Annotated in this window: 26 protein-coding genes; all 26 read left to right on the top strand. The window is 61.3% G+C overall.

The features are described from left to right. Positions 1–101 precede the first annotated feature (101 nt). Complete coding sequence (gene ssb, locus IEW19_RS07810; RefSeq protein ID WP_188571090.1) at positions 102–575, top strand: single-stranded DNA-binding protein; 474 nt, start codon at positions 102–104, stop codon at positions 573–575. 53 nt (positions 576–628) lie between these two features. Next, positions 629–931 carry a hypothetical protein gene (locus IEW19_RS07805; protein ID WP_188571089.1) on the top strand — a complete coding sequence of 101 codons (303 nt, stop codon included), beginning with the start codon at positions 629–631 and terminating at the stop codon, positions 929–931. Beyond that, on the top strand, positions 928–1,134 hold the full coding sequence (locus IEW19_RS07800; protein WP_188571088.1) for a hypothetical protein: 207 nt from the start codon (positions 928–930) through the stop codon (positions 1,132–1,134). The genes IEW19_RS07805 and IEW19_RS07800 overlap by 4 nt, the downstream gene beginning before the upstream one ends. Next, positions 1,131–2,528: a DNA cytosine methyltransferase gene (locus IEW19_RS07795; RefSeq protein ID WP_188571087.1), complete on the top strand. Its 1,398-nt coding sequence runs from the start codon at positions 1,131–1,133 to the stop codon at positions 2,526–2,528. Before IEW19_RS07800 ends, IEW19_RS07795 begins: the two co-directional genes overlap by 4 nt. Continuing rightward, on the top strand, positions 2,525–2,812 hold the full coding sequence (locus IEW19_RS07790) for a hypothetical protein (RefSeq protein ID WP_188571086.1): 288 nt from the start codon (positions 2,525–2,527) through the stop codon (positions 2,810–2,812). Before IEW19_RS07795 ends, IEW19_RS07790 begins: the two co-directional genes overlap by 4 nt. Next, a complete protein-coding gene (locus IEW19_RS07785) occupies positions 2,809–3,021 on the top strand; it encodes a hypothetical protein (RefSeq protein ID WP_188571085.1) in 213 nt (70 codons plus the stop codon). The genes IEW19_RS07790 and IEW19_RS07785 overlap by 4 nt, the downstream gene beginning before the upstream one ends. Next, on the top strand, positions 3,018–4,079 hold the full coding sequence (locus IEW19_RS07780; protein WP_188571084.1) for an RNA ligase: 1,062 nt from the start codon (positions 3,018–3,020) through the stop codon (positions 4,077–4,079). Before IEW19_RS07785 ends, IEW19_RS07780 begins: the two co-directional genes overlap by 4 nt. Then, on the top strand, positions 4,072–4,977 hold the full coding sequence (locus IEW19_RS07775; RefSeq protein WP_188571083.1) for a phosphatase domain-containing protein: 906 nt from the start codon (positions 4,072–4,074) through the stop codon (positions 4,975–4,977). Before IEW19_RS07780 ends, IEW19_RS07775 begins: the two co-directional genes overlap by 8 nt. Positions 4,978–4,983: 6 nt before the next feature. After that, positions 4,984–5,397, top strand: coding sequence for a hypothetical protein (locus IEW19_RS07770; protein ID WP_229748380.1), 414 nt, complete (start codon positions 4,984–4,986; stop codon positions 5,395–5,397). A gap of 211 nt (positions 5,398–5,608) precedes the next feature. Next, on the top strand, positions 5,609–6,028 hold the full coding sequence (locus IEW19_RS07765; RefSeq protein WP_229748379.1) for a hypothetical protein: 420 nt from the start codon (positions 5,609–5,611) through the stop codon (positions 6,026–6,028). 111 nt (positions 6,029–6,139) lie between these two features. Further along, positions 6,140–6,499, top strand: coding sequence for a RusA family crossover junction endodeoxyribonuclease (locus tag IEW19_RS07760; protein WP_188571080.1), 360 nt, complete (start codon positions 6,140–6,142; stop codon positions 6,497–6,499). Positions 6,500–6,622: 123 nt separating this feature from the next. Further along, positions 6,623–6,865 carry a hypothetical protein gene (locus tag IEW19_RS07755; RefSeq protein ID WP_188571079.1) on the top strand — a complete coding sequence of 81 codons (243 nt, stop codon included), beginning with the start codon at positions 6,623–6,625 and terminating at the stop codon, positions 6,863–6,865. A 2-nt stretch (positions 6,866–6,867) separates the two neighbouring features. Continuing rightward, complete coding sequence (locus IEW19_RS07750) at positions 6,868–7,005, top strand: hypothetical protein (RefSeq protein ID WP_188571078.1); 138 nt, start codon at positions 6,868–6,870, stop codon at positions 7,003–7,005. Then, entirely contained in the window at positions 7,002–7,781 is a 780-nt protein-coding gene (locus IEW19_RS07745) for a DNA-methyltransferase (RefSeq protein WP_188571077.1), read from the top strand. The genes IEW19_RS07750 and IEW19_RS07745 overlap by 4 nt, the downstream gene beginning before the upstream one ends. A gap of 82 nt (positions 7,782–7,863) precedes the next feature. Next, entirely contained in the window at positions 7,864–8,007 is a 144-nt protein-coding gene (locus IEW19_RS07740) for an eL24 family ribosomal protein (protein ID WP_188571076.1), read from the top strand. Beyond that, complete coding sequence (locus IEW19_RS07735; RefSeq protein WP_188571075.1) at positions 8,004–8,192, top strand: hypothetical protein; 189 nt, start codon at positions 8,004–8,006, stop codon at positions 8,190–8,192. Before IEW19_RS07740 ends, IEW19_RS07735 begins: the two co-directional genes overlap by 4 nt. Before the next feature lie 127 nt (positions 8,193–8,319). After that, positions 8,320–8,505 (top strand): hypothetical protein, encoded by a 186-nt coding sequence (locus IEW19_RS07730; RefSeq protein ID WP_188571074.1) that lies wholly within the window; start codon positions 8,320–8,322, stop codon positions 8,503–8,505. Continuing rightward, entirely contained in the window at positions 8,502–8,699 is a 198-nt protein-coding gene (locus IEW19_RS07725) for a hypothetical protein (protein WP_188571073.1), read from the top strand. The genes IEW19_RS07730 and IEW19_RS07725 overlap by 4 nt, the downstream gene beginning before the upstream one ends. A gap of 52 nt (positions 8,700–8,751) precedes the next feature. Next, positions 8,752–9,045 (top strand): hypothetical protein, encoded by a 294-nt coding sequence (locus IEW19_RS07720; protein ID WP_188571072.1) that lies wholly within the window; start codon positions 8,752–8,754, stop codon positions 9,043–9,045. Between the two features lie 178 nt (positions 9,046–9,223). Then, on the top strand, positions 9,224–9,760 hold the full coding sequence (locus IEW19_RS07715; RefSeq protein ID WP_188571071.1) for a DNA N-6-adenine-methyltransferase: 537 nt from the start codon (positions 9,224–9,226) through the stop codon (positions 9,758–9,760). A 160-nt stretch (positions 9,761–9,920) separates the two neighbouring features. Next, positions 9,921–10,211 (top strand): hypothetical protein, encoded by a 291-nt coding sequence (locus tag IEW19_RS07710; RefSeq protein ID WP_188571070.1) that lies wholly within the window; start codon positions 9,921–9,923, stop codon positions 10,209–10,211. Positions 10,212–10,630: 419 nt separating this feature from the next. Further along, positions 10,631–11,446 carry a hypothetical protein gene (locus tag IEW19_RS07705; protein ID WP_188571069.1) on the top strand — a complete coding sequence of 272 codons (816 nt, stop codon included), beginning with the start codon at positions 10,631–10,633 and terminating at the stop codon, positions 11,444–11,446. Beyond that, the gene (locus tag IEW19_RS07700; RefSeq protein ID WP_188571068.1) at positions 11,443–12,006 is read left to right on the top strand and encodes a hypothetical protein; all 564 of its coding nucleotides are present in this window, start codon (positions 11,443–11,445) and stop codon (positions 12,004–12,006) included. Before IEW19_RS07705 ends, IEW19_RS07700 begins: the two co-directional genes overlap by 4 nt. A gap of 211 nt (positions 12,007–12,217) precedes the next feature. Beyond that, complete coding sequence (locus IEW19_RS07695; RefSeq protein ID WP_188571067.1) at positions 12,218–12,412, top strand: hypothetical protein; 195 nt, start codon at positions 12,218–12,220, stop codon at positions 12,410–12,412. Then, positions 12,412–12,576 (top strand): hypothetical protein, encoded by a 165-nt coding sequence (locus IEW19_RS07690; RefSeq protein WP_229748378.1) that lies wholly within the window; start codon positions 12,412–12,414, stop codon positions 12,574–12,576. The genes IEW19_RS07695 and IEW19_RS07690 overlap by 1 nt, the downstream gene beginning before the upstream one ends. Then, on the top strand, positions 12,576–12,860 hold the full coding sequence (locus tag IEW19_RS07685; protein ID WP_188571065.1) for a hypothetical protein: 285 nt from the start codon (positions 12,576–12,578) through the stop codon (positions 12,858–12,860). Before IEW19_RS07690 ends, IEW19_RS07685 begins: the two co-directional genes overlap by 1 nt.

Below are 12,860 nucleotides of genomic sequence, written 5' to 3'. Positions count from 1 at the left end.
CACCGATCCAAAAAGAGCGGCAAACCACTCCGCATCTACCTCTGCCAATGCGGCAGCCGACACCTCACAGCAAGAGTCCCACCAAAGAAAGCAGCAACCACATGAGCCAGGAAACAACTTTGACTATCCGGGGCAGGCTGACCGCTGATGGAGAGCTCAGGTTCACGCCGTCCGGCAGTGGCGTGGCGAACTTCACCGTCGCCTCGCAGGCCTCCAAGTTCGATAAGAACACCAACCAGTGGGTTGATCAGCTCACCAAGTTCTGGCGGTGCGCCGCATGGAACCAGGGCAAGCTGACCCGCGCCGAGAATATTGTTAACCTCCTCAAAAAGGGTGACAACGTTATCGTCTACGGCGAAATCACCATCCGCGAATACGTGGACAAGGAAGGCAACAAGAAGACCGCCGAAGAGATCCGCGTCGAGTCCATCGGCAAGGACCTCACCTTCCACGGCCAGGCCTACGCCGCCAACGACGCACCATCCAGCGGGTACTCGCAGCCACGCGGCGGCGACCCATGGGCGGAACCAGCAAACACGGGATGGAGCAATGACCCAACAGCCCCGCCCTTCTAGGCCCCTATTTTTTACCCAACCATGTTGCACGTTCCTACCAACAGGAGACACGCATGAGAAACCCGAACAAGTGGCGGATCGAGCCGGGGACCGACATCATCACCGGCCAACCCAAATGGTTTGTGACGCCCCCACGCTTCATCTACCGGCCCCGCGGCAAACGATCCTTTGACACGTACGACCAGGCCCTCGCCCATGTTCGCACCAGCCACGGCAGACGCCCGCTCGTCTTCGAATCCAAAACGCATACGGGCGAGTACTTCTGGCTCAACCCGTCAGGCGCGTCCGGCTGGACCAAAGACTTGACCGAAGCCCACCACCTCGCAGGACACACCCCCGTGGACGTGATGGCGTGACCAAAACCCTCTCCATCTACTCCTCCTGCGGCACCCCCGCAGGATACCGCCGCCACCTCCGGGACGGCACCGACACCTGCCCCAGATGCAAGAAAGCCATCGCCACCTACATGAGGCGCTACCGGCATGACAAGGGCCTCAGCAAAGCCCGACTCATCCCCGACACCATCATCCAAAAACACGGCATCAAGGTAGGCGCATGAACCAGTCAAGAGCACACATCAAAGCCCTGGACCTGTTCGCCGGCACCGGCTGGGGAGTCGCCTGCCAGCGCCTGGGTATCAAAGAATCCGGTGTCGAGATCATGCCCGAAGCAGTCGCCACCCGCGCAGCCAACGGCATGGAAACGATCTACCACGACGTGTGGGATGGCATCACCCTCACCGCAGAACAGCACCTGGACCAGTACGGCCCCTACGGGCTGCTAATCGCGTCCCCGCCCTGCCAGACGTTCAGCCTGGCAGGCAAGGGTGCCGGGCGTGCCGCGCTCAATGAAGTCTTGGAAGCCATCGATCTCCACGCCTACAAGGACGCCGATGCCCTCCGCGCATTCGGGGAAAAGCATGATCCGCGCACCGCACTGGTCCTCACCCCGCTCGCCTACATCTGGCGTGACCGGCCCCGCCTCGTGGCCATGGAGCAGGTTCCCACCGTCCTGCCCGTCTGGGAGGCGTGCGCCGAAGTCATGCGTGAATGGGGGTACGAGGTAAAGACCGAGATACTCAACGCTGAGCAGTATGGCGTCCCGCAGACCCGGAAACGCGCCATCCTCGTTGCCCGCCGCGGCGGATCCGTCCACCTGCCAACGCCGACGCATTCCCGCTACTACTCCCGCACCCCGGAGAAGCTCGACCCCGGCGTCAAAAAGTGGGTCAGCATGGCCGAAGCCCTCGGATGGGGAGACGCCGACCGGACAATCTGCCACGGCGTGCAAAAGCACTCCGCACGCAGACCCATGACCGAGCCCGCCGCAACCATCGCATTCGGGCACGACTCCGCATCGGTGGGCTTCGCAAGCGCAAACGTCGGCGACCACCTGGGACTACGAGCCGCCAAACGTGACGGCGGATTCGTGCCGGTGACAGTCGAGCAAGCGGCAGTCCTCCAGTCATATCCGGGGATGCTCCGTTCGAACTACGGCACTGGCGGTGATGCGTCAAACCGTGGGGAACGTTCCGCCGACCAGCCAGCGCCGACGCTCACAAGCAAAGCCGACCGGAACAAATGGGACGGCGAACGGAATATGACCACCGACGAAGCCGCCGCATTGCAGTCCTACCCGGCGACCGTAGTGCGCACCAGCATGGGCAAGCCCAAAGAAGATGATCGTAACGGCAGTCACGAGCTTGACCCGTTCAACCGCCCCGCCCACACACTCACAAGTAAGTCTGACCAGTGGCTGATCAAGTGCGCCGATACTGCGCGGAAGATCGCACTGGATGAGGCCGGAACCCTCCAAACCTATGAGCGGCCGTTTGTGTGGTGCGGGACGAAGACGAAGCAGTTCCTCCAGATCGGAAACGCCGTCCCGCCGCTGCTTGCTGAACACATCCTCGCCGCACTCATCGGCATCCCTACCACTCAGGAGAAGAAATGAGTGTCACGAAGCTCCCGGTCAGGAGGGTCCCCATCACGGAAGCGCAGATCCTCCGCAACCGGTACGACGAAGCCCGCGCCATCAAAGACGCCTGGGACACCCGCCACCGCCGCGCACAACGCGAACACTCCGACGCCATCCGGCACCGCGGCGACATCCAAGCCACCCGCCGCAACCTCGACGCCATCGAAATCCAAGTCCAGGACGCCGCCGGGGAACTCAAAGTCGCCCTCAACGCATGGATGGCAGCCACCCTCCCCAACCACGACAGGAGAGCGTCATGAGGAAGTCCCCCGCCACGCAGGCCGAACTCAACCGCTCCGCAGAACTCTTCGCCGACGGCGCATCCCAAACCGAAGTCCACCGCACCACCGGACTCGCCCGCGAAACCCTCCGCAAAAACTTCCCCGGCCAAGGCTGGACCTACCGCGAAGCAGGGTCCATCGGATTCCTCACCCGCAAAACCAACCACGCCATCAGGAGAACCGCATGAGAATCACAGACCTTTTCAGCGCCGAAGCACTCCAGGAAGAGATCGACGCCAAGCGCGTCCGCGTCAACGACCACCCGACCGAACCGCTCCGGCTCTTCAACTACACCGAACTCGCCCAGTTCCAGAAGGCATGGAACCCCGTCACCCGCGCATGCCGCGGCCTCATCATCAACCGCGAAACCGGCGACATCATCGCCCGCCCCTTCCCGAAATTCTTCAATCACGGCGAATCCGCAAGCCAGCCCTTCTCCCCTAACGAGCCTGTCACCGTCACCGACAAGCTGGACGGCTCCCTCGGCATCATCTACCCCACCTCCGAAGGGCTCGCCGTAGCCACCCGCGGCTCATTCACCAGCGAACAGGCAGTCAAGGCGGCCGCGATGCTCGCACAGTACCCAGACTGGGAACCCCCCGCAGGCATCACTGCACTCTTCGAAATCGTCTACCCCTCCAACCGGATCGTCCTCGACTACGGCGACTACGAAGGGCTCATCCTGCTCGGCGGCGTGAACATCGAAACCGGCGCAACACTCACTCCATGGGACCTCGAATGGCCCGGCGACCGCGCCGACGTCTTCCCGTTCAACACATACGCCGAAGCCCTCACCGCACCCCTACGCAAGAACGCCGAAGGCTACGTCGTCCACTTCCGCACGTCCGACGTCAGGGTCAAGATCAAGCAAGACGACTACGTCGCGCTTCACCGGATCGTCACCGGCTGGAACGAACGCACCATCTGGGAACAGCTCTCCACCGGCAAAACCCTCGACCTGCTCATCGACGGCCTGCCCGACGAGTTCCACCGCTGGGCAACCGACGTCGCCACCAGCCTTGAGGACAGCTTTGACGCCCACGTCGCCGGCGCCCACGCAGCCCACAGCGCAATCCTGGACTCCCTCCCCGAAGGCTTCGAGCGCAAAGAATACGCAATCGCCACCGCCAGCTACCCCTCCGCCCGGCCTGCACTCTTCCAACTCCTCGACGGCCGCGACATTAGCGACTGGGCATGGAAACAGGTCTATCCCACCTACGAAACGAAGGACCTCACCAATGCCTGAACTTGTCATCACCCGCGGCCTGCCCGGGTCTGGAAAAACCACCTGGGCGGAACAGTGGGTCACCGAATCCCCCGCCACGCGCAGGAGAGTCAACCGCGACTCCCTCCGCCGCATGATCCACATCAACGCCCAATCCGCCACGCAGGACACCGAAGCGACCATCACCAAAACGGCGGCGGATCTCGTCCGGACCTTCCTCCACAGCGGCCTCGACGTCGTCGTGGACGACACCAACCTCCGCCAGCGCACAGCCCGCCAATGGGCAACCCTCGCAGCCGTCACCGGGGCAGAGTTCACCGTCAAGGACCTGACCAACGTCCCGCTCTCCACCTGCCTCGAACGCAACGCCGCCCGCCCCGAAGACGCCCGCGTCCCGGACGGCGTCATCGAAACCATGCACGCCAAGTACATCGCCAAAGGCAAGCTCCCCCACCCCGCCGCGGACGCCCCCGCCAGCGAAGAGTGGCAGCCATGGGAGCCGACGCCCAGCCTCGAAGCCGTCTACCTCGTGGACATCGACGGGACCGTCGCCATCAAAGGCGACCGCGATATCTATGACGGGTCCAAGGCCCACCTCGACACGCCCAATCGGAAGGTCGTTGACGTCATTCACAAGCTGCAGAACTACCACCGCGTGATCTACATGTCCGGCCGCGACGAACAGCACCGCTATGTTACGGCCCGATGGCTCAAAGATCACGGCCTCTACGCCGACGAACTCCACATGCGCCCGCTGGGCGACAAGCGCAAAGACTCAACCGTCAAGCACGAACTGTTCAACATCCACATCCGCGGCCGCTACAACGTCGCCGGAGTTTTTGATGACAGAAATCAGGTAGTCCAAATGTGGCGCGCCATCGGCCTGACCGTCTTCCAAGTCGCTGACGGGAACTTCTGACGGGCGATGACACGAAAGAAGGACGGTAGATCCTACATTGCCGTGCATGACGACGCGATGGATCACCCGAAAATCGAGGCCATGTCGGACACCGCGAAAGTCCACTGGCTGCGCCTCACCGGCTGGTGCAACAGGCACCGATCCGACGGCCTCGTGTCCGCGGCGAAAGCAAAAGAGCGGGGCCCCAAGATCTTCAAGGAACTCACCACCGAACTCATTGCAGGTTCGGGCCCCGTTCTGGAGTTGCAGCCCGACGGGCGCTACTACATCCACGACTACCTGGAACACCAGTGGTCACGGGAAGAGATTGAGAAGCGCTCCAAGGATAAAAAGGACTCCGCCACATACGGGCTGCATATTCGGTGGCATGAGAACCGCGGCATCAAGGAACCAGACTGCGAGCACTGCGCGGCGGCATAGGCATAGCAAAACGGATAGCAAATGCTATAGCGAATCAATAGCAAACCCATAGCTCTGTTACCTATCACCTATAAAAGCCTTTACTCACCTAGGTGAGTAACCAACCTTTTATCTTCAAAAGCTTTTAAAACAGGGATGAAAAAGTTCCATCCAATCGTCACCTAAGTAACGCGAGGCGACCGCAACGGCTGGATGGATGAAAGGAAAAGTTTTGATCACCGAGAAGCAGGCCACCATGATCGCCCACGTACTCCACGAGATCAGACCCGCATGGGGCATCGACGGGACGCGGAAGGTCCTGGAACGCAACGCAGACCACCCGGCGGCATTCGGGGAAGTCCTCTCCGCGGCCGTCACTGCAGCGCTTGACCCCGACACCCAGACTCCGGGCAGGATCTACCAGATTCAGACCCACTGGCCGGCGAAGGCGAAACCAAGGCTCCCTAAACCGGAAGCGTGCCCCGACCATGTAGGCCAGGATGGCGGCACATGCCGGTCCTGCTGGGCGGACGTGAAGGCGGGGCTAAGACCCGAGTCGCATGTCGGGAAGCATTGGGAGCCGCCAACCGGGATCGCGGACGCACTCGAAGTCTCACTGGCGGAACGGCTAGAAGCCGATCTAAGGCCCTAGAAATTTCTGGACGGGCGCGAACCCGTCCAACCCATTCTGATCGATTTCAGACGGTAAGCAGCACCCAAAGAACGTACTTTCAGCACGAAGACCAAACAGCAGGAGCACCACATGACCAGGACAGTCCAGTTCACGATCCCCGCCCCGTGCGGGTGGATCAACTCCAACCAGAGGCTTCACCGGCAGGCGGAGGCGAAGCTCACGAAGCAGTGGCGGGCGGCCGGGCTGTTGTCCGTGGGGCCGGATTGGGAGCCGTTCGATGGGCCCGTGCACGTTACCGCGTGGTTCACGAAGGCGAGGGCTGGGAGGTATGACCCGAACAATCTGTGGCCGACTGTGAAGGCGGTCCTGGATGGCGTGGTGGATTCGGGGTTGTTGGTGGATGACGATCATGTGCATGTGGTGGGGCCGGATATGCGGCATGGGGGTAAAGGTGAACCAGCCGTCTTGTTGAGGATCGTTCGCATGTAGGTCAGCACTAACCCCATGCGACACGCCCGCGACACGCCGTGCAAACCCTATCCATCTGTCCACTGTTCTGCGATACTTGAAACACGCAACACACGCCACCGACACCAGTTTTTAGGAGTAGCAATGGCAACCATCAGATTTTCCGGAAGCGCAACGAAGGATGTCATCGACATCATCGGCCGCGAAGCAGCCCTCGATGTGGTCCGTCACAATGTCGCGGCGCAACTTATGGCCAAGGAATCGGGAACGGCGATGTCATCCGGCCTCACCAGCCCGGAAGCTGTCATCGATCTGCGCATTGAATGGGTAGACGAGAGTAGCGAACAATCGATCCTCGTGACCGGCTCACTGGAAATCGAGGAGTAGCAATGTTCCCTCCCGTCAGAACCGCCGGCACTGAGACGTTCGGCCTGCCCGCCACGGATACCCGCCTCATTCAGAAGCTCCGCACCATGGACCCGGCACTCCGGGAAAGCATCCTCACCACCAAGGAGACCGGCAAATGAGCGTCTACTACCAAGACGAGTCGGTGACGCTATACCACGGCGACTCGCTGGATGTCCTTCCCTCCATCTCTGGCGTCGATCTCATCGTTACGTCCCCGCCTTACAACCTGAAGGTAATGCCCTGGGAACCCCTTGGGCATTGGACTAACGGCCAATCAAAAGGCGGCGGCGGAAAGTGGTCCGGCTCCGATGGCAAGGGTGGGATCGCATACACCGATCACGAAGACTCTATGCCGTGGACGGAGTACGTCGAATGGCAGCACTCCATACTCAACGCCTGCTGGGGCTCGCTATCTGACAAGGGTGCGATCTACTACAACCACAAGCCGCGCCTCGCAGGCACCCAGGTATGGCTCCCGCTGGAACTGAACCCGAACCTACCGATGAGGCAGATCATCATCTGGGCTCGTGCTGGAGGGATGAACTACAACCCCACCGCCTATGTCCCAACCCATGAATGGATCATGGTTCTGGCAAAGGAGAAGTTCAGGCTGAAGTCCAAGGGCGCGGCGGGCGCCGGGGACGTTTGGCGGATCAACCAGGACTCAGACAATAAGCACCCGGCCCCCTTCCCCATCGGCATCCCTGCGCTCGCCATCGAGACCACCGCGCCGAAACTTATTCTGGACCCGTTCGCCGGCTCCGGGACCACGCTACGAGCCGCCAAAGACGCGGGCGTGAAATCCATCGGAATCGAGAAGTCAGAGGCGTACTGCGAAATGATCGCCAAACGCATGAGCCAAGAGGTCTTAGACATATTCGGGGCCGCGTCGTGACCGACGCGTCCCCGTCCCCTACCCGTATCGAGTACTTCGGTCGCCTCCAAGTCCACCAACCCATAAAGCCTAGGAAAACACCATGAGCACGAAACTCGTCTGCGACTTCTGCGACGAAGCCATCAGCGGCGACATCAAGATCACGTCCACCGAGAACGACGGCACGAAGCTCGACTTTTGTTCGAGTACCTGCTTCATCGACTATGCCAAGGGCGGCCGGATATGAACGGGAATGACCACTTTCAGTACGCGCTGGATGCGCTCGGGGATCGACGGAACAGCCCTGAAGCTGCGGCGACCCTCGCCCTTGCCTATGAGCAGCGCACCGCCAACCTCATCGCATGGGCAGCAGGCGGACAGCCTACGCCCGAACTGCGCGAAATGATCGCGGCAAGGCTGGGACTCGCGTGACAGCCCCGGACCCGCGTGTGGGCGAATGTGCTGACTGCCTTGGGTGCCCCGACTGCGGACCCATGGCGACGAAGCGCACGGTGGAAGCCATCTCCCACCGGCTCAGCAAAGTCAGCGAAGATCAGCCATGAGCCGCAGCGTGCAGCCCACGAACTACCGCCGTGACCCGTACGTGGACGCCGGCCGCGCCCTGTACCTGATCGAGCACCCCGGCGTTGATGCGTCCGTGTGGCCGCTTGTGGATCAGGAAACCCGCGACTGGTGGGTAAGCAGGGCAAGGCCGATAGCTGATGCTGTGAGGAGAGCGCGATGACTGAGGCTGAGATGGCGATCCTGAAAGCGATCCAACTCATCGACGTGCAATGGGGGAACGGGAGGTTTGACAAAGCCGAGCTCGTCCACACACTCCGCGAAGGGCTCCCGAAACCAGTCCCGCCGCGCACCGTGAAAAGACCCAACACCCAGGCGTCCGATCTGCTCGGTTTGGATGATACGGGCGGGCACTAAAAAAGTGCCCGTAACACCAATAACGCGTGTCGGCACTGATAGAATATGTGGTATGAGCAACCCCACGCAGCACCAATTCAAAATGTTCGGCAGCGACACCGTCATGACCACCTCCACAACACCCATCCATGAAGCACGCTCCTATGGTTTCCGCGCTACCGCCGAAACCATCGCACTGGTAGGACGCGACGCGGCACTGGACATCGCCAGCACCATCGCCGGGCAGCAGCTACACAAAGCCACAGACGCCTCCGGACCATACGACGTGACCTATTACGACGTGACCTATGAGGACATGGCGGCCGACGGTTCCATCTCAGGAACAGTCAGCATTCCCGCGTCGTGAGGACGGTCCCTGAGTCCCAATGCAGATGCATGGTCGGTTCCAATGCCGGGCAGAACTCTACGTGGCGATGCCCAGAATGCCGGCAGATATGGGCCAAGGAGGAAGAAGGCACCGGCTTTCGGGTGTGGCACCACGCCGGCTTATTTAAACGGATTGCGTATCGACTAAGGGAGAACCCATGAGTAGGTCTGTAGCGGCACACAGGTTCAACAATGAACTTCGTTATCGTTCCGAGGCGCATCCAAATCAAACGCAATTCACGCCTGCCTACGTCCTCGACCCGATAAAAGAGGCACTTGGGGGGTCCATAGAACTAGACCCCTGTACTGACCCAGACAACCCCGTGCGCGCTGAAAGGTTTTACGCGCCCCCCCTTGATGGCGCTGAAATGCCTTGGGATGCCCAGACCATATTCGTCAATCCTCCCTACGGTAAAGCGAGGGAACGCTGGGTCGAGCGCTGTATGCAAGCAGCAGATGCGGGAAGCCGGGTCGTGTTATTAATTCCGGCGCACACCGACACTCGGATATTCCAGAAGGCAGCAGCTACTGGGTGCGACATTGTATTCATCCAGGGTCGAGTGAAATTTGGCGTTCTACGCCCTAACCGTCGTCAGGTTGCAGCGTCTCACCCGTCGGCCCTTTTGTGTTGGAACCTGATGAGCATGGAGCCAATGCGCATACTAGGGCACGTCGCTCCGGGGCTGATCAAATGAGGACGGTCCCTGAGTCGCGCCGCTGCAAACGGGGCTGCTGCTACACATCAGCCTTGCAGGTGTGCGCACGCCAGTACGGGTGCCGCTGCCACGCACAACCCATCGGGAACCTGAGCGCACGCATCAGGCTCGAGGACTTTTTAGATGCTTTGGGGGACGAATGAGCAACGCCGAACGCGACGAACTATTCCAGTTGATTCTGGGACGGACTACGACGAAGGCCGTAGAGCGGATTCTCGCCGCCGGATACCGGAAGCCTAGGCAGGTCACCACGGCAACCATAGAGGATGCTGATGCATTCTCGGACGGAACCGTGATCCTTGACCGTGAAGGTGAGGCATGGCAAAAGTCGGGACACATGTGGTACCTAGCGGCTGGAGGATACATAGACAAGGGCCCCGCCGACTTCCTCCCCGCGACGGTCCTATGGGAACCAGAGGCCACCAAGTGAAAACCTCCGCACCCGGCGCACAAAAATCCAACAGGCTGGCCAAAGTCATCGAAGAACACACCGCAGATTGGACAACTTGGGGCGAGAACATCGGCCCGGAGGACTGTGACTACTACACCTGCCTCTGCGGGGCGGTGAGGTGGCACGTCAATGGGTCAACGGATTACTACGAAGTGCACGCTATGCATGTAGCCAAAATACTAATCGCGGCCGGGTATGGGTCGGGGGACGAATAGCGTGCACGTAGTCATCACACACAAGCCCGGATACATGTACGACATCGTGCTCTATGAGGACGGTAAGCGCATGTATGGCATGGTCCGATGCACACTATGGGGCGCGAGGTTCGCTGCGCAGCGTGCACTAAAGCGCGCCGAGAGGGACCGCTTATCCGGGGAGTATCGCGAAGAGGTGCGCCTGTGACCTGCCCCGTCGACGGCCGGCCCCTGAGCAACAACGCCACCATCTGCCCCGGCTGCACTGAAACGCTGGATCGGGCGCTCGGGGACATTGATGCGCTGCTGGAGGACCTGGACACGGCCCTCGCCCGGCAGTCGAAGAAACGCCCCGCCCGCGGCAACCACCCCCGCGACGACAAACCCCTCCCCTACGACCTTGGCGCGTCGAGGGCCGCATCCGAGTTGAAGGCGGTCCTTGTCGGCTGGGCGCGGCTCGTCTCCGAAGAACGCGGCGTGCCACTCACCTGCCGGGACACGTCGCAGTCGATCAGCGCATGGCTCATGCACCACGTCCACTGGCTCTCCCGCCATGACGCCGCCCCGGACGCCTACTCCGAGATTGTCGGGGCGGTCAACAACATCCGCCGGACCATCGACATCGCCCCCGACACTACCTACATCGGGCCCTGCTACGCCGTGGTTGAGGGCGTCGAATGCACCGAAACACTCTGGGGCATCGAAGGGACGGACGCGGCAACGTGCCGGACCTGCGGGACCGTGTGGGACGCCAAAGCCAGAACGCTCGAAGCCCTCACCCACGCCGACAAGGTAGCGCAAACCATCACCGTCATGACCAGATCGTTCGCCGTCAAAGGCATCGCCCTGGACACCAGGCGGCTCGGTAAATGGGTGTCCCGCGGCTACCTCCACCCGCACGGGACCGGGGACCGCAACAGACCCACCTACATCGTCGCCCACGTCGCCCGACTCGTCACCCTCTACAACGCCGGACAGAAACTCACCCCATGGAACACAGAACAGGACACCCCCGCATGACACTCCCCTACGTATACTCGCCACGGTGCGACATAGCCAAGAGCCTGCCCCACCTGCAGCGGACGATCCTTGAGCGCGTCCAAGCGGGCTACGTCAACTACGCCGGCTATAACGGCATTGAGATCACCGCCACGCTCAGGGACGTCTCCAACGCCGTCGAGTCCGCGTACATCCTTACCGCCAAGGAGGACCTGCCGAAGGTGACCTCGCGCATGGAAGGCTTTGCCCGAATCTACCGGGTGGACGGCGTTCCTAATGGTCTCGCACTGCCAGGTGAAGACACTTCTAGTGAGGCCCGCAAACGCGCCACCGCATGGCTCGCCATCGCGCAGTTCCTGGAGCGGGAAGAGAAAGCGAAAGCCTACGAGGAAGCCAAGGCCAAGGCGGAAGCGGACGCGGCCGCGAAGGCCGCCGAAGCGGCCCGGACGCGTCGTCTCGATGAGCTCGCCGACGAATGGTTCGGCGAAGACTCCTACGCCGACCTTGGCCCCAACAAGGCCGCCGCCGTCAAGGAAATCTACCGGCTCGAAACCACGCTCGAAGAACGGGACTGCGCATGAGTAAGCGACGTAAAACAGTAGGCATCATCACCATTGGCATAGCCGCAACACTGGGGCTATCTGCCTGCAATAGCGCGGAGACGAAACCCAATGGCACCCTCGGTGGCGCCTACTCCAACGCTGGCGGCTGGGTCCAGCTTCCCGATGGGCATAAAGTCATGTGCGTTGCATTCGGCAACGGCGGAGTAACGTGCGACTGGGCAGGTCAGAAGTGAACGAATCAAGTGGTGGTTTTGGTTTCGCGGGGTTACTGTTCCTCGTGTTCTTAGTCCTGAAGCTCACGCACGTCATCGACTGGTCGTGGTGGTGGGTGACCGCGCCGTTGTGGATACCCGCTTGCGTGGCGCTCCTGTTTTTCGTCGCCGCGCTCATTGGTATGGCGATTGGGGGCAAGACGTGGCGATGATGGCACCGGTTACTATCGCGGTCAAGGTGCTGAGTCCCAATGAACTCAAGGAAGCGGAGGCAGCCGCGTGGGAGGCTGGCCTGCGTCACGCCCTGGCATGGCTGGGACTCAAGCAGTTCGGCGACGTGATGGCCAAGGACAACCCGCACGGGAGGGCGGGGTAATGGCGGGCAGCTACAACCATGCGGTAGACGAGCGCACCGGCAAGCTACTCAACCCGGACGACCTGCCCCGGATGGTGGAGAACCTGGGCGACGCCTACGAGACCATCGAGGAAATGTACGGCATGATCTGGTGGCTCGCTAGCCGAATCGATCTACTTGGACCGTATCCAAGCACGCCAGCACAGACGGCGGAAATAGTCGAAGATGCACGCGTCCGCTACACGGCCGGGCTAGCAGCCAGCCCGGGCACCGACGGTGAGCTTGTCCACGACGGAGATGACTAG

Source organism: Arthrobacter liuii (genome assembly GCF_014639275.1).
GTDB lineage: Bacteria > Actinomycetota > Actinomycetes > Actinomycetales > Micrococcaceae > Arthrobacter > Arthrobacter liuii.
The sequence above is the reverse complement of the archived record's forward strand: the minus strand, read 5'-3'. Positions and strand labels throughout refer to the sequence as shown.

Bases quoted from the DNA above. Each gene is read 5' to 3' on its own strand.
- ssb (WP_188571090.1), top strand. From the start codon at position 102: ATGAGCCAGGAAACAACTTTGACTATCCGGGGCAGGCTGACCGCTGAT.
- IEW19_RS07805 (WP_188571089.1), top strand. From the start codon at position 629: ATGAGAAACCCGAACAAGTGGCGGATCGAGCCGGGGACCGACATCATC.
- IEW19_RS07795 (WP_188571087.1), top strand. From the start codon at position 1,131: ATGAACCAGTCAAGAGCACACATCAAAGCCCTGGACCTGTTCGCCGGC.
- IEW19_RS07790 (WP_188571086.1), top strand. From the start codon at position 2,525: ATGAGTGTCACGAAGCTCCCGGTCAGGAGGGTCCCCATCACGGAAGCG.
- IEW19_RS07785 (WP_188571085.1), top strand. From the start codon at position 2,809: ATGAGGAAGTCCCCCGCCACGCAGGCCGAACTCAACCGCTCCGCAGAA.
- IEW19_RS07780 (WP_188571084.1), top strand. From the start codon at position 3,018: ATGAGAATCACAGACCTTTTCAGCGCCGAAGCACTCCAGGAAGAGATC.
- IEW19_RS07775 (WP_188571083.1), top strand. From the start codon at position 4,072: ATGCCTGAACTTGTCATCACCCGCGGCCTGCCCGGGTCTGGAAAAACC.
- IEW19_RS07770 (WP_229748380.1), top strand. From the start codon at position 4,984: ATGACACGAAAGAAGGACGGTAGATCCTACATTGCCGTGCATGACGAC.
- IEW19_RS07760 (WP_188571080.1), top strand. From the start codon at position 6,140: ATGACCAGGACAGTCCAGTTCACGATCCCCGCCCCGTGCGGGTGGATC.
- IEW19_RS07755 (WP_188571079.1), top strand. From the start codon at position 6,623: ATGGCAACCATCAGATTTTCCGGAAGCGCAACGAAGGATGTCATCGAC.
- IEW19_RS07750 (WP_188571078.1), top strand. From the start codon at position 6,868: ATGTTCCCTCCCGTCAGAACCGCCGGCACTGAGACGTTCGGCCTGCCC.
- IEW19_RS07745 (WP_188571077.1), top strand. From the start codon at position 7,002: ATGAGCGTCTACTACCAAGACGAGTCGGTGACGCTATACCACGGCGAC.
- IEW19_RS07740 (WP_188571076.1), top strand. From the start codon at position 7,864: ATGAGCACGAAACTCGTCTGCGACTTCTGCGACGAAGCCATCAGCGGC.
- IEW19_RS07735 (WP_188571075.1), top strand. From the start codon at position 8,004: ATGAACGGGAATGACCACTTTCAGTACGCGCTGGATGCGCTCGGGGAT.
- IEW19_RS07730 (WP_188571074.1), top strand. From the start codon at position 8,320: ATGAGCCGCAGCGTGCAGCCCACGAACTACCGCCGTGACCCGTACGTG.
- IEW19_RS07725 (WP_188571073.1), top strand. From the start codon at position 8,502: ATGACTGAGGCTGAGATGGCGATCCTGAAAGCGATCCAACTCATCGAC.
- IEW19_RS07720 (WP_188571072.1), top strand. From the start codon at position 8,752: ATGAGCAACCCCACGCAGCACCAATTCAAAATGTTCGGCAGCGACACC.
- IEW19_RS07715 (WP_188571071.1), top strand. From the start codon at position 9,224: ATGAGTAGGTCTGTAGCGGCACACAGGTTCAACAATGAACTTCGTTAT.
- IEW19_RS07710 (WP_188571070.1), top strand. From the start codon at position 9,921: ATGAGCAACGCCGAACGCGACGAACTATTCCAGTTGATTCTGGGACGG.
- IEW19_RS07700 (WP_188571068.1), top strand. From the start codon at position 11,443: ATGACACTCCCCTACGTATACTCGCCACGGTGCGACATAGCCAAGAGC.
- IEW19_RS07690 (WP_229748378.1), top strand. From the start codon at position 12,412: ATGGCACCGGTTACTATCGCGGTCAAGGTGCTGAGTCCCAATGAACTC.
- IEW19_RS07685 (WP_188571065.1), top strand. From the start codon at position 12,576: ATGGCGGGCAGCTACAACCATGCGGTAGACGAGCGCACCGGCAAGCTA.